At 56.1% G+C, this 12,726-nt stretch carries 15 protein-coding genes; 8 read left to right on the forward strand and 7 right to left on the reverse strand.

The features are described from left to right. Nucleotides 1-64: 64 nt before the first annotated feature. On the reverse strand, nt 65-1,408 hold the full coding sequence (locus tag ACI0FG_RS09190) for a surface carbohydrate biosynthesis protein (RefSeq protein WP_419788239.1): 1,344 nt from the start codon (nt 1,406-1,408) through the stop codon (nt 65-67). A 282-nt stretch (nt 1,409-1,690) separates the two neighbouring features. Between ACI0FG_RS09190 and ACI0FG_RS09195 the strand changes: the two genes are divergently transcribed. Further along, a complete protein-coding gene (locus ACI0FG_RS09195; RefSeq protein ID WP_419788240.1) occupies nt 1,691-2,746 on the forward strand; it encodes a glycosyltransferase family 9 protein in 1,056 nt (351 codons plus the stop codon). Nucleotides 2,747-2,761: 15 nt separating this feature from the next. Here ACI0FG_RS09195 and ACI0FG_RS09200 read toward each other — a convergent pair whose 3' ends face one another. The 3 genes from ACI0FG_RS09200 to ACI0FG_RS09210 are packed head-to-tail and all read right to left on the reverse strand — an operon-like array spanning nt 2,762 to nt 4,055. After that, nucleotides 2,762-2,965 carry a hypothetical protein gene (locus ACI0FG_RS09200; RefSeq protein WP_419788241.1) on the reverse strand — a complete coding sequence of 68 codons (204 nt, stop codon included), beginning with the start codon at nt 2,963-2,965 and terminating at the stop codon, nt 2,762-2,764. A gap of 17 nt (nt 2,966-2,982) precedes the next feature. Beyond that, entirely contained in the window at nt 2,983-3,654 is a 672-nt protein-coding gene (locus tag ACI0FG_RS09205) for a PilZ domain-containing protein (RefSeq protein WP_419788242.1), read from the reverse strand. After that, on the reverse strand, nt 3,651-4,055 hold the full coding sequence (locus ACI0FG_RS09210) for a hypothetical protein (RefSeq protein ID WP_419788243.1): 405 nt from the start codon (nt 4,053-4,055) through the stop codon (nt 3,651-3,653). Before ACI0FG_RS09210 ends, ACI0FG_RS09205 begins: the two co-directional genes overlap by 4 nt. 76 nt (nt 4,056-4,131) lie before the next feature. Here ACI0FG_RS09210 and ACI0FG_RS09215 point away from each other — a divergent pair, with 76 nt between their 5' ends. The 5 genes from ACI0FG_RS09215 (at nt 4,132) to ACI0FG_RS09235 (ending at nt 9,016) form a co-directional block, all read left to right on the forward strand. Beyond that, nucleotides 4,132-4,374, forward strand: coding sequence for a FeoA family protein (locus ACI0FG_RS09215; RefSeq protein ID WP_419788244.1), 243 nt, complete (start codon nt 4,132-4,134; stop codon nt 4,372-4,374). A 2-nt stretch (nt 4,375-4,376) separates the two neighbouring features. Then, the gene (feoB, locus tag ACI0FG_RS09220; protein WP_419788245.1) at nt 4,377-6,512 is read left to right on the forward strand and encodes a ferrous iron transport protein B; all 2,136 of its coding nucleotides are present in this window, start codon (nt 4,377-4,379) and stop codon (nt 6,510-6,512) included. Nucleotides 6,513-6,611: 99 nt separating this feature from the next. Further along, the gene (locus tag ACI0FG_RS09225; protein WP_419788246.1) at nt 6,612-7,577 is read left to right on the forward strand and encodes a nucleoside recognition domain-containing protein; all 966 of its coding nucleotides are present in this window, start codon (nt 6,612-6,614) and stop codon (nt 7,575-7,577) included. A gap of 24 nt (nt 7,578-7,601) precedes the next feature. Continuing rightward, the gene (locus ACI0FG_RS09230; protein WP_419788247.1) at nt 7,602-7,985 is read left to right on the forward strand and encodes a Rid family detoxifying hydrolase; all 384 of its coding nucleotides are present in this window, start codon (nt 7,602-7,604) and stop codon (nt 7,983-7,985) included. 239 nt (nt 7,986-8,224) lie between these two features. Next, entirely contained in the window at nt 8,225-9,016 is a 792-nt protein-coding gene (locus tag ACI0FG_RS09235) for a 2-amino-3,7-dideoxy-D-threo-hept-6-ulosonate synthase (RefSeq protein WP_419788248.1), read from the forward strand. Nucleotides 9,017-9,114: 98 nt separating this feature from the next. Here ACI0FG_RS09235 and ACI0FG_RS09240 read toward each other — a convergent pair whose 3' ends face one another. Beyond that, a complete protein-coding gene (locus ACI0FG_RS09240) occupies nt 9,115-9,423 on the reverse strand; it encodes an Hpt domain-containing protein (protein ID WP_419788249.1) in 309 nt (102 codons plus the stop codon). A gap of 142 nt (nt 9,424-9,565) precedes the next feature. Between ACI0FG_RS09240 and mltC the strand changes: the two genes are divergently transcribed. Together mltC and ACI0FG_RS09250 are read left to right on the forward strand one after the other, a co-directional pair. Next, nucleotides 9,566-10,729 (forward strand): membrane-bound lytic murein transglycosylase MltC, encoded by a 1,164-nt coding sequence (gene mltC / locus ACI0FG_RS09245; protein ID WP_419788250.1) that lies wholly within the window; start codon nt 9,566-9,568, stop codon nt 10,727-10,729. Nucleotides 10,730-10,741: 12 nt separating this feature from the next. Beyond that, entirely contained in the window at nt 10,742-11,677 is a 936-nt protein-coding gene (locus tag ACI0FG_RS09250) for a PilZ domain-containing protein (protein WP_419788251.1), read from the forward strand. A 70-nt stretch (nt 11,678-11,747) separates the two neighbouring features. Here the strand turns inward: ACI0FG_RS09250 and ACI0FG_RS09255 are convergent, their stop codons facing one another. Beyond that, nucleotides 11,748-12,104: a hypothetical protein gene (locus tag ACI0FG_RS09255; protein ID WP_419788252.1), complete on the reverse strand. Its 357-nt coding sequence runs from the start codon at nt 12,102-12,104 to the stop codon at nt 11,748-11,750. A gap of 2 nt (nt 12,105-12,106) precedes the next feature. Beyond that, nucleotides 12,107-12,709, reverse strand: coding sequence for a hypothetical protein (locus ACI0FG_RS09260; protein ID WP_419788253.1), 603 nt, complete (start codon nt 12,707-12,709; stop codon nt 12,107-12,109). Nucleotides 12,710-12,726: the final 17 nt, after the last annotated feature.

Below are 12,726 nucleotides of genomic sequence, written 5' to 3' on the forward strand. Positions count from 1 at the left end.
ACTCTTTGGCATAAAGCAGACGCCTAGTAACGGCAGCACAAAAGTTTGCAGGCAAAAATTAATTCTAATTCGGCACTATCAGGAACGTATTCAGCGCAACTTGCTCCACCGAAACGGTAGGCAAAGAAGGTTCACATGCTTGCAGCCTTTGCACCTTGTCCTGAAGTATCTTCACATTTGTAAGAGGGAATTTTTCCAAAGCATAACGAACCTTGCGTCCATTGTGCCCTGGTTGCCTGGCCCTAAGCAATTTGCTGAAATACTTTCTATAACACTCCAGGCGCTCGCTCCAACGAAGAGTGCGAGGCAACCACACCTTGTCTGGAGAAGTGCAGGACGCAGCATATTCTGCAATTCGTTCTGCGGCCCCCCCCTCCAGATTGGCCAGATAAGGTGTAAGCGTTGCCAGCTGGCCTTGACGCATCGTCTCGGACATGCCTCCCACACGAATAGCCTCGACCACGGCTTCGGGAGTCTCAGTAGGGACACCAATGCCGACAAACAGCCGGTTCGTCAATTCTGCATCCGCTATAGGACGATACCCAATGACAGGACGCTCCATCAGCAGAGCCTCTGCTCCTGTCGTACAATCGTAGTGGATAACAGCCCCTGCCGAAGCAAGCCAGTTCCGAACGGATTTCGAATTGTCCACATATACATTGGGCATGCCTCGAAAAGCTTGGATATAGCGTTCTCTATTCTCCATGGGATGCGGCCGAAAAACTACATGTCGATCAGGAAAATTCTCGGAAAGGGTACCGGCAAGCTCTATATACCTTTCAAGCAGCACGGTCTGAAAATCATGCAATTTCCAAACATAATCCTGTACAGCCTTGTCACTGTAAATATTCCATTCGTCCATGCCTGAGAGCATCTTGATATACCGATCCAAATCCATCTTCAGATTGGCATAGGAAAAATTGGTATTAATCTGGATGTGCCCTTCGCCATGGGCGGCGATTATCTCTGGATCTTTGAAAAAAGAGACAAAACGCTTTTTTACTAAATCGAAGGAAGGATGCCCTGTGACCTTGACCAATTGCCACTTATCTTGAGGAATCTGACTCAAGACATTTTTCTTCCCGGCCTCTCCCCAGGCGAAAAGCATTGTCAGGGCACGAACAGCGCGGGCATAATCAGCCTGCTCCAACGCCTCTTCCAGAACCAGCCCCTCCTGGTTAAGGTTGAATACCACCCCTCCCGTATCCAGCACGGCCTGATTGTCACGCAAGCTCTGATCCTGATCGAAATATATGACAGGCTTCCCCCTGTCGAACTGAAAGACCCATCGTCTGACCATGTAGTCACCCAAAAGCGTCGGGAGGCCTTTCCCTGCAAGGTGCAGAGCCAAATATAAGACAGCATCAAGTTCTCGATTGGCTATTTCAATGGGGATGGCGCAAAGCATAATAAACTTGTTTTTTGGTGTTGGGGATTAGGCAGCAGACAAAAACACAACTGAAGCGTGTTGTCCACCCCTCCTGTTGTGACTTCTATATGACATAGCTAGATGTAGCATAGATTAGTCCAAAGAGCCCTCAACACGTCAGCCTAATCTTTAACTTTTTTCATTGTCCAGCGAACAAAGAACCCAAGCCTTGCCCCAATCGACTTGACAAGCCACGAAGGGATGGACAATCATCCGGCGCACCCACCGGCATCCTGGCCTGGGCAACTCAACACACCTCATATGAAAACCGTACAACTTCAAAATATTAACCCAAAGCGCATCCTTGTCTGCCAACTCCGGCAGATTGGTGATGTGCTCCTGGCCACCCCTTCCATCCGCCTCATCAAGGAGCGGTTTCCCGAAGCCGAACTGCATGTGCTGACGGAAAACAAATGCGTGCCGGTGTTGGAGAATAACCCCAACATCCACACCATCTGGCCCCTCGACCGCAAAGCGCTCAAGAATCCGCTTCGCGCCCTGGCATGGTATGCCAAAGTTGGACGGCAGGGATATGATCTTATAGTGGACTTTCAGCAGCTTCCCCGCTGCAAATGGGTCATCCGCTTCTCTAACGCCCCGATTCGCCTGAGCTTCCCGCCCAAATGGTACTGCAGACACCTCTATACGCATTGGGGACCGCTGGTCTATGGATACGCCGCCAAATGCAAGGCAGGCGTGCTGGCGCCGCTGGGAATAGAATGGAACGGGGAAGTCCCGGAACTCTGGCTGACGGAAAAAGAACGGGAATTTGCCGCAACGTTTGTCAAACAGCATGACCTTGAAGGACTGCCCTTCATAACGGTCGATCCCAGCCACCGCAGGGAAACCCGCCGCTGGCCGCAACGGCACTTTGCGGGCCTCATCCGCATGATGCGGGAGAAGCACCCGAAACTTCGGGCCGTGATCCTCTATGGCCCCGGTGAGAAAGCGCTGGCTGAAGATGTAGCCGAACAGGCAGGCGAGGGAGCGCTGGTCACGGAAAACATGCTCTCCTTGCGGGAGATGGCCGCTGTTCAGGAACGCGCGGTCATGCATCTCGGCAATTGCTCGGCCCCCCGACACTTTGCCGTGGCGGTCGGGATTCCCAGCCTGACCATCCAGGGTGCAACAGGCACCGGATGGGGGTTTCCCTCGGAAGAGCACGTCAGCGCCTCCAAGCATCTCCCCTGCTATCCGTGCAACAGCAACGTCTGCAAGCTGGGCACGCGAGAATGTCTCGAGACATTCACTCCCGAGGAGAATCTGCCGGAAGCGCTCCGGCTGCTGGAACTGGGGTTGGAGAAAAAAGGATTCTGACAACGGGACGGCGCGTTAGCCGTCCCGATCTTTTCTTTCATCCATACGGTTCTTGAAGGTTATTGAGGCCAGGCACCCGGCAAGTCCGCCCAGGACCACCGCCTTCGGTGCAGCGATCAGACCGGTCAGGCTGCACAGGAAGCCCACGGCGCAACCGGCGATTATGCCCTTGGCCAGGGCATCTATCCATTTCATGAATTCCTTGGAATCATCCGACATATCGTCTTTGCCTTACCTTATATGTAAGAATGAAGTTGCGCATACTGGTATGCGGTCATAGACTCGAAACTGACCCCAATACCAGGCATTCTGCCTTCCGTACCCCAAGGGCGCTGCCAGCGCACCAGCAATTCCATGGGCGTCTTGTCCTCAAATTCATGGATCACAATCCATGCGGAGGACAGTAACGGCCAATCCCCGATGGTAAAAATAAAACAACCATGTTCGGAGACATTGGTTGTCACCGTCCGCTCCACGCCATCCTCATCCCCATTCTTGTCTCTGAGCAGCAGGACGTTGAACACAACCTCCTGCCGCCGCACAACCCGAATGGACCGGGGGGAAAACGAACAGCATTCCCCTTCAACGAACTCGACCAGATCCCGGTTGTCCCGCAGAGTTCCGCCTTGGGACAGTCCCCGAATACCGCCACCGGCAGCACTGTACATCACGCGCAGTACGGGGAATCGCTCCATAATCCGCGTTATGCGGTTCTTGTCGCCGCATTCGCAGCGTATCATGGTAGGGACATCGACGATCAGACCGTTGAAACCGGCATCGACAAGAGCGCCGGAAATTTCCGCCGGCGACCCGATGCAATCAACCTCTACGGGAAGACCGCCCAGCACCGCCATATAGGCATCGCGGGCCGCTCCCGGTTCGGCGACAAGCAACAGTCTGATCTTCAACAGACGCCCTCCACGTTGAGTTCAGCATATGAGCACAAATGAAAATGATTGACAACCTCGACGAATAGACGGCAAATCGCGTCGGCGAATACAAATTTCCCCAATCCCCGCAACACACCGTAATCCCATATATTAACACTCAGCTTGAAGTATCCTTCATTTTTTCCTGAACCTTTCACTTGACATTGATTTTCAACATCACTATCAAGTTTTTGTCCGACCTGAGGGTCAACCAATCTTCTTTCGAGGAAAACCATGACGGATACAATCATTGTTGGAATTATCGTGCTCGTCGCACTTTTCTTTTTTGCACGGAGAATTATCCGCATATTCAAGGCCGATTCGCCGTCCTGCGGCTGCTCCGGCTGTAGCCAGGGAGGGGATTGTTCATCCGCTGGCAAGAGCTGCGGCTCCTCCTGTGGTTGTGGTCATTAGTCCAGAACATCGAACACGTCGTAACGAGAGTGAGGAATTTTCATGAGTGAACCGTTCTGCCTGCGCAAGGCCAAAGTCAACCAGATGCTGAAAATCGAATCGGTGGGAGCCGCCGGAGAGTTGGGGCGTCGCATCAGGGATATGGGACTCATCCCGGGCACCGAAGTCAAAGTCATCGGCAAAGCTCCGCTGAAGGACCCGGTGGCCCTGCGGCTCAAAGACTTTACCCTGACGCTGCGCAACAGCGAGGCCGACCATATAACCGTCAGTGAACTGGGAGGTTAGCCATGTCCACGTTTACGGTCGGCATTGCCGGCAATCCCAACTGCGGTAAAACCACGACCTTCAACGCGCTGACCGGCGCACACCAGCACGTGGGCAACTGGCCCGGCGTGACGGTTGAAAAAAAATACGGTCATATCTCCCGCAACGGAGATTCCTTGGACATGGTCGATTTGCCGGGAACGTATTCCCTGACGGCCTACACCCAGGAAGAACTGGTTGCCCGAAACTTTTTGGTGGAGGATCGCCCCGAGGCGGTCATAGACGTTCTGAATGCCGACGCCCTGGAGCGCAATCTCTACCTGGCGGTTCAGATCATGGAGTTGGGCGTCCCAATGGTCCTCGGCCTGAACATGATGGATGAAGTCCGGGCCAACGGCAAAGCCATCGACAGCGAAAAGCTGGCACAGCTGACCGGTTGCGCCGTGGTCGAAACCGTTGCCCGTCACGGCAAGGGCACGGACAGCCTCATCAATGCATCCCTTGAGCTTGCCAAGAAGCGAAGCGGCGAGTGGGCTCCGCTCACCATTTCCTACGGCCCGGACCTCGATCCGGTCCTCAAGGAAATGACCGCCATCATCGAAAAAACAGGGTTCATGACCGACAAGCTTCCCGCTCGGTGGACCGGTATCAAATACCTGGAGCATGACGAAGACGTCATCGCAAAAGGTATGCTTGCAGACAAGCAGACTTCGGACAAGCTGATCGCCATGGCACAAAAGGTAGGCGAGCACACCATGACGACGCTCAAGTCCATGCCTGATGCGCTCATTGCCGACTACCGTTACGGCTTCATTGCCGGAATCATACGGGAAGTGGTCACCTATCCTGTCCTGGACGAGGACCGAATCTCCCGCTCCGACAAGATGGACAAGGTACTGACCCACACGCTGCTCGGTCCGCTCATCATGGTCGGCATCGTTTATCTCATCTACAAAATCACGTTTTCCGTTGGTGAAATCCCCATGGGATGGCTTGAGGCCCTGTTCGGCGTCATCGGCGACGGCGCCAGCGCCGTCCTCCCCGACGGGTTGCTGCGCTCGCTCATCGTCTCCGGCATCATCGACGGCGTGGGCGGAGTTCTCGGCTTCGTGCCGCTCATCCTCTTCATGTTCCTCATGATTTCCGCTCTGGAAGACTCCGGCTACATTGCTCGCATGGCCTACATGCTGGACCGGGTCTTCAAGATATTCGGCCTGCACGGCACTTCGGTACTGCCCTTTATCGTCTCGGGCGGTATTGCTGGCGGCTGCGCCGTCCCCGGTGTCATGTCCGCACGCACACTGCGCAGCCCCAAGGAAAAACTGGCCACCCTCTTTGTGGCACCCTATATGACCTGCGGTGCCAAGGTGCCTGTTTTTCTCATGCTCACAGCGGCATTCTTCCCGACACACGCGGCCACGGTCATGCTGGGCATTACCCTGACGGCCTGGATCATGGCCCTGCTGGTGGCCCGCGTGCTGCGTTCCACCGTCATCAAGGGCGAGAGCACTCCCTTTGTCATGGAATTGCCTCCCTACCGCCTGCCTACGCTGAAGGGTGTGCTGATCCACACCTGGGAACGCACCTGGGAATACGTCAAGAAGGCCGGTACCGTCATTCTGGGTATCTCGATTCTTATCTGGGCCATGATGACCTTCCCGCAGCTGCCTGCCGACAGGGTGGCGCACTATGAGGACCTGCGCCAGGCCGCCCAGTCTGAAGAGGTAGTGGCAGACATCGACAACACCGAAGCCGAGGAAGCCCTGCTGCATACCGTGGCCGGACGCATCGGCACAGCCCTGGAACCCATCTCGAAGTTGGCCGGTTTCAACTGGCGGATCAACATTGCTCTGACCGGCGGCTTTGCGGCCAAGGAAGTCATCGTCTCCGCCCTGGGTACGGCCTACTCCATGGGAGAGGTCGATCCCGAAGAGGCGGAATCACTGTCTGGCCAGCTTCGGGCCGACCCGGACTTCTCGGCGGCGTCGGCCATTGCGCTGATCATCTTCACCATGCTCTACGCCCCCTGCTTCGTCACCGTGGTCACCATGGCCCGCGAGTCCAGCTGGCGATGGGCTGCCTTCAGCGTCGTGGGATCAACAGGATTGGCCTTCGTCATGGCCGTCATAGGCTTCAATGTGGCCAAGGTGTTCCTGTAACTCGCAGCCCTGCATATGAACAAAAATATAGGGGAGGCTTCAGCCTCCCCTTTTCTTTTGAAAAATGATGCTCTAGAGTGCGGCACGAGAGTAACCGACATGAAATCGATTATACGCACCATACTGGAACTGCTGCGCCAGGCGCTTTCCGCCTCCATTGAATTGTTCAAGGTGATGATCCCCATTCTGATCGGCGTAAAGATTCTGCAGGAGCTGGGACTCATCCAATACATTGCCTTGCCGCTCAAGCCCGTTATGGGACTGGTGGGCCTGCCTGCCGAAATGGGACTGGTCTGGGCCTCCGCGTTGATAAACAACATCTACACCGGTATCATTGTCCTGGCTTCGCTCATTCAGGACAATCCGCTTACCGGTGCGCAGGCCACGGTGCTGGCCGTGCTTATGCTGGTTGGGCACAACTTGCCCGTAGAGTGCGCCATAGCAAAAAAATCCGGGGCCCGTTTTCTCTTTCAATGCGCCATGCGACTGATCGGCGCCTTTGTCCTCGCCTGGCTGCTGCACATCACCTATGCCGCCACCGGCACCTTGCAGGCCCCGACTCACATGATCTTTTCCACGGATGCGGCTGCGGCCGATCCCACCCTTGCGGCCTGGGCATTGGGACAAGTAAAGAACCTGGCCTCCATCTTCTGCATTATCCTGGGGCTACTGACCATCATGCGCATACTCCAGGCCGTGGGCGTCATCGAACTGATGAACCGAATTCTCCGCCCCATACTCAAACAAATTGGCATCGGCCCCAAAGCTTCCGCAATTACCGTCATCGGCCTGACCATGGGGATTTCATACGGGGGCGGCCTGATCATCAATGAATCCAAAAGCGGCCGGGTGAGCAAGGAGGATGTCTTCTACTCCCTGACGCTTATGGGACTCTGCCACTCGCTCATCGAGGACACGCTGCTGCTTCTGCTCATTGGCGGGCATGTTTCCGGCATTCTCTGGGGCCGGATGATTTTCGCTCTCCTGGCCATGACTGTCGTTGTGCACGTGGTGCGACGGCTCCCGCAAACATTTCGCAATACCTATCTCTGGGCCGCGGACTAGCGGCCGAAAAACAAGGAGGCTCCCATGCCGAACATTGAACTGATCCATACGGAAAAAGCCCCGGCCGCTGTCGGTCCATACTCCCAGGCCACCAAGGCAGACGGCCAGGTCTTTGTTTCCGGCCAGCTCGGCATCATCCCCAGCGCAGGTAAACTGGCTGACGGATTCAAGGCGCAGACGAGGCAGGCATTGGAAAACCTCAAGTCCATCTTGGAAGCTGCCGGTTCCTCCATGGAAAAAGTCCTTTCCGTGGAAGTCTTTGTCATGGACATGGGCCGCTTTGCCGACCTGAACACCATCTATGCGGAATACTTCTCCACCCACAAGCCCGCGCGCGCTGCCATCCAGGTGGCAGGCCTCCCCCTTGGCGGCCTTGTAGAAATGAAATGCGTGGCCCTGGCAGATTAGCCTGTAAGCGTAACCATTTCATAACTTGACAACAGCCACCATTTTGAACTAGTCGAATTCATATGACACACAACGCCGCTCGTTTCTTTTTCTTTTTTAGCTTTAGCAACAGGAACGCCTGCGGTCTTGGTGTGCGCTAGTCTTTAACAAACTGAATCGAACAACCAAGAGGCCGCGGGCAAAGTCCGCGGCCTCTTTTTTTTGGGCCGCCCCCCGGTCGAAAAGCAAAGGAGTACGTCATGCATCTGGGAAAAGCCATCCGAATGGAACGCATCATGAACCGCAACAACGGACGGACTATTGTGGTCCCCATGGACCACGGAGTAACCGTGGGCCCCATCTACGGACTGGTTGACCTGCGCGAAGCCGTCAATCAGGTGGCGGACGGCGGTGCAAACGCCGTGCTCATGCACAAGGGCATCCCCCGCTGCTCCCACCGTGCTGGCGGCAAGGATATCGGCCTGATCATCCACCTCTCCGGCTCCACCTCGCTTTCTCCCTACCCCAACGCCAAGTCCCTGGTCGGCTCGGTTACCGATGCCATCAAACTCGGTGCGGACGCCATCTCCGTGCATATCAACCTGGGTGACGAGACCGAGGGCCGGATGCTTGCCGATCTCGGTGCCCTCTGTTCCGAAGCCAACGAGTGGGGTATGCCTGTCCTGGCCATGATGTATGCGCGCGGCCCCAAGATAGAGAATGAATACGATCCGAACGTGGTGGCGCACTGTGCCCGCGTCGGCGTGGAGCTGGGGGCGGATATCGTCAAGGTCAACTACACCGGCGACCCGGAATCCTTCTCCAGGGTTGTGGAAGGTTGCTGCGTCCCCGTCGTCATCGCCGGTGGGCCGAAGATGGACAGCGAACGCGATCTGGTACAGATGGTCTATGATTCCATCCAGGCCGGCGGCTCCGGTCTTTCGGTAGGCCGCAACATCTTCCAGCACAAGAGTCCGGCCAAGATCGTGACCGCGCTGAACAAGGTTGTGCACGAGGACTGGAGCGTGGACGAAGCGATGGGGGTACTCTAGAGGTGATCGGTCCGACTGGCCGGAGTGGGGTGTGATCCTTTGCCCCCGCTCCGGCCGGACCGGAGCAAGGCTAAGAGGCAAAAAACCTCAAGATAAAATCAGCTGCGATACTCCACAACAACAGTATCGAGATACACGCTCATCCGTTCTATGGACCGAGCACACGCCGCAGTATCACCAGCCTTGGCCGCAGCCTCCAGCTCGACACCAATATCGCCCATGGTGCGCATTCCGTATCCATAACCAGTGCCCTTTGCCGTATGTCCCATCCTGGCAAGGGTTTCCATGTCGCCTTTGGCCAGGGCTTCACGCATACCCTGCACATCTTTTCGAGAGTTGTCGAAAAACCTGGGCATCAGCGGTTCAAGGTCGCAATCAATTTTTTCTATGACCGAATCCGTTCCCATGCCAACCTCTCCTCAATATACAACAGCGCATAACATGCACACACTTGTTTTTCCCGCCAAACATTCCTATCCTGAATCATTCATCGTAACTGGCAAATTTTAATCATCATTCATTTATGCGTGTCAAGGCAGGCCTTCCGATATGTCGTTAGATAAATTTTGCATACCGCTCGTGCTCCTTATCCTGCTCACGTCCTGTTCAAGATACGACGCCGTACGCATTGCCCGTGCCGCCGCAACAGGCAGCCCGGCAGCAGCGGCCGAAGCGCTAGCCAGAGACAAGGCCTTCGGCTACGCCTCAAATCCTTCCGCCCTGGCCACCGATCTCAAACAGTTCAAAAAGGTCGTGGACGACTTTGTCCAGGCCGTAGGCCGCATCTGGGGCAAAGGCGACACCAGGGTCCCGCAACCCAAAACATACGTCAAATACACCCACAACTATCTCTCCCGCGCCAGCGTGGACTTCGACACCGGCGTCATCACCGTTGAAACCGTGGACCAGAAAGCCCCTTCGGCTAGTCTCAAGTCCGCCATTGTCACTACCCTTCTCACTCCCGGCGACCCGCGCGCGGTGGACCTCTATTCCGACAAGCCGATCAAGCTTGGCGAAACGCCGTTCCTCATGGGAGAGGTCAAGGACGCAGACGGCAAGGATATCCGCTGGGCATGGCGGGCCGAGCGCTATGCCGACCACCTCATCACCACCGGCCTCAAAACGCGAAAGGTCAACGGCAAGACCGCCCACTATGTGACCTTCGGCATGGTGAGCGACCACCTGGACGTTCGGGCGCGGAAATACCGCAGCTTTGTCATGGCCTCGGCCAAACGTTTTTCCATCAGCCGCAACCTGATCTACGCCATCATGAAGGTGGAGTCGGACTTCAACCCCTTCGCGGTGAGCAACGCCATGGCCATCGGCCTGATGCAGGTGGTACAGAAGACGGCGGGCAGCGATGTTTACCAACTCCTGCACGGCAAGGCTGGAAGCCCCAGCCGGGAGACGCTTTTCGATCCCGCAGGCAACATTACCTATGGCACGGCCTATCTCCATCTGCTTGATGTCCGGTTCCTTTCCGGCATAAATGATCATGTCGCTCGCGAATACTGCGTCATTGCCGGATACAACGGCGGCGCCGGTGCCGTGCTGCGAACCTTTGACGGCAACAAGGACCGGGCAAAAAAACGGATCAACGCCATGTCCACGGGCGATGTTTACCGCAAGCTGAAATCCGGGCTTCCCCGCAGCGAGACCAGACGCTATCTGGACAAGGTCATTGAAGCAAAAAAACACTTCGTCAATTTTTAGCCGGTGAGCGACATGGATATTCAGCAACTCTTCGACCAGGCGCGCCAAGCCCTTTCCAAGGCGGCACACTCCATTTTCCCGTCGCTGACCGACGAGACGGTTCGCTACGGCGGCGCGGCACTACTCGCCGTTGCAGCGTTGCTGCTGATATTGATCGCCCTGCGTCTCTTTCGCGGAAACAAAAGTCCCAAACGAAAGAAGGGCAAACGGATAAACGTTCCCCGCGTGCTGCAACAAAACGGGGCCACAGTGGATATCCTCCGCACCCCCAATGACGAGATCGTCCCCCTGCGCTGCGTCATCACCGCAATATCCGGGGGCAAAATCAAATGCGAAATCATCGAACGGCAAGGACTGCTACGGGTCAAGGACGGCGGAGAAGTCACCTGCGTTTTCTCGCCCATGCGCTCCGGCCGTGACGGCAAGATCAACGCCTTCCGGGCCAAGGTCATGGAATCCGACCGTTCCGGGAAGCACCTGGACCGTATCGTCCTCTCCAAGCCGACAGACTACATGATGATCCCGCGCCGAAAACAGGGCCGCAAGCGCGTGGCCGACCAACAGTTCATCAGGGTCAAACTGTGGCTGGCCGATCCCTTCCAGTCGGACCTTCTCTTTGAGGACGCCGCTCCGCAGATCGGCATCAACTCCTTTGGCGAGGACGGCTCGGTCCAGTCCGCCAATGCCGTGGTCAACATTTCGGACGGCGGCATCGGCCTGCTCGTGCGCAACCAGCTTGTTCCCGAGACCTGTACGGTGGGCACACCCGTGACCATCAATCTCTTCATGTTCAATTTTCGGGAAAGGGCTTTCCGCCCCTTCTGGTACTCCGGCCGTGTCCGGTCCCTTACGGACGGCTCCGCAGGATTTGTCCGTATGGGTGTTGAATTCGACGGTCTGGCCCTGCCCAACGAGAGAACAGGAATCCTGTCCTGGGAACGGTTCTGAGTACAGCCGCATAAAAAATCAAAGCCCCGGCAGTACGCTGCCGGGGCTCTCGATCACATGCTTCCGAAAACTATCCCTTCTTATGGACGAACCGCTGCCGGGCAAGCATGGGCATGTTGCCCGCTCCTCTGCTGTAACCGGTAATACGGCGGTTCTGCTTCTTAATGGAAAGCAAGTCGTTCCGAATCGTATCATGCAGCCTTCTGGCCTCTTCGGAAATCTCGTCATGCAGAGACTTCATCTCCACGAGCTTGTCGGCCAGCTCGGAAAGTTGTCCGCCGTCAAGATCGGCGATGGCCTCGTCCAGAATGCGCTCACGGCTCTTGGAAAGGCGCTCGGCTCCCGAGACGTCACCGCTTGCCAAACATCCCAACTCTTCACGGCCGATGGACAGCGCTTCGTCGAGCATCTGACGTCTGGCGGCCATGTCTATTCCCTCACCTGACGAATGTCGTCGCGCAGGGCCTTGATAACGCGCTTCCATCTTTCCACCGCGGGCAGGAATTCATATTCAAGCAGGTCGGCCAGAAGAATCCAGTCCTCGTTTTCCAGAACAGTGCTCATCTCGGTGAACAGCTCGTTCAGCTCCACCGCGCCCTTCTCGTAATCCTCATTGTTCTTGAGGGAATACTCGTCGCGCAGCACGCCGACCATCTTCAGGAAGTTGCGGATAACCTCCAGCAGGTCCTGGTAGGTATCCAGGGCCTCGGCGTCGTCGGCCTGGCGAAAGAGCGTGGCAACCTGCTTGGCGCCCTCGCTCATGAGGTTGACCACCTTGTAGAGCTCCAGGGTGATCTCCACGGCCATGTCGCTGGAGGACATGGTAACGATCTCCACGGACTCAACGGAATCCATCTCGATGTCTTCGGACTGGTGGGGGTAAATTTCGGTATAGGGCTCGTTGTTGATCATCACATCGGTCACGATCCTATCTTCCAGACGGCCGTCTTCCACCACTTTATTGAAAACCTGCTCCAGGTTCTCGAAATTTTGGGATCCGATATCATACTGCTTGCCATCAATAACAATCATTGTTCTCTCCTCCTCGA

Source organism: Pseudodesulfovibrio sp. 7M6 (assembly GCF_050058625.1).
GTDB classification, from domain to species: Bacteria; Desulfobacterota; Desulfovibrionia; order Desulfovibrionales; family Desulfovibrionaceae; genus Pseudodesulfovibrio; species Pseudodesulfovibrio salinus.

Coding starts and splice junctions, on each gene's coding strand:
- ACI0FG_RS09190 (WP_419788239.1), bottom strand. CDS start 1,408: ATGCTTTGCGCCATCCCCATTGAAATAGCCAATCGAGAACTTGATGCT.
- ACI0FG_RS09195 (WP_419788240.1), top strand. CDS start 1,691: ATGAAAACCGTACAACTTCAAAATATTAACCCAAAGCGCATCCTTGTC.
- ACI0FG_RS09200 (WP_419788241.1), bottom strand. CDS start 2,965: ATGTCGGATGATTCCAAGGAATTCATGAAATGGATAGATGCCCTGGCC.
- ACI0FG_RS09215 (WP_419788244.1), top strand. CDS start 4,132: ATGAGTGAACCGTTCTGCCTGCGCAAGGCCAAAGTCAACCAGATGCTG.
- feoB (WP_419788245.1), top strand. CDS start 4,377: ATGTCCACGTTTACGGTCGGCATTGCCGGCAATCCCAACTGCGGTAAA.
- ACI0FG_RS09225 (WP_419788246.1), top strand. CDS start 6,612: ATGAAATCGATTATACGCACCATACTGGAACTGCTGCGCCAGGCGCTT.
- ACI0FG_RS09230 (WP_419788247.1), top strand. CDS start 7,602: ATGCCGAACATTGAACTGATCCATACGGAAAAAGCCCCGGCCGCTGTC.
- ACI0FG_RS09235 (WP_419788248.1), top strand. CDS start 8,225: ATGCATCTGGGAAAAGCCATCCGAATGGAACGCATCATGAACCGCAAC.
- ACI0FG_RS09240 (WP_419788249.1), bottom strand. CDS start 9,423: ATGGGAACGGATTCGGTCATAGAAAAAATTGATTGCGACCTTGAACCG.
- mltC (WP_419788250.1), top strand. CDS start 9,566: ATGTCGTTAGATAAATTTTGCATACCGCTCGTGCTCCTTATCCTGCTC.
- ACI0FG_RS09250 (WP_419788251.1), top strand. CDS start 10,742: ATGGATATTCAGCAACTCTTCGACCAGGCGCGCCAAGCCCTTTCCAAG.
- ACI0FG_RS09255 (WP_419788252.1), bottom strand. CDS start 12,104: ATGGCCGCCAGACGTCAGATGCTCGACGAAGCGCTGTCCATCGGCCGT.
- ACI0FG_RS09260 (WP_419788253.1), bottom strand. CDS start 12,709: ATGATTGTTATTGATGGCAAGCAGTATGATATCGGATCCCAAAATTTC.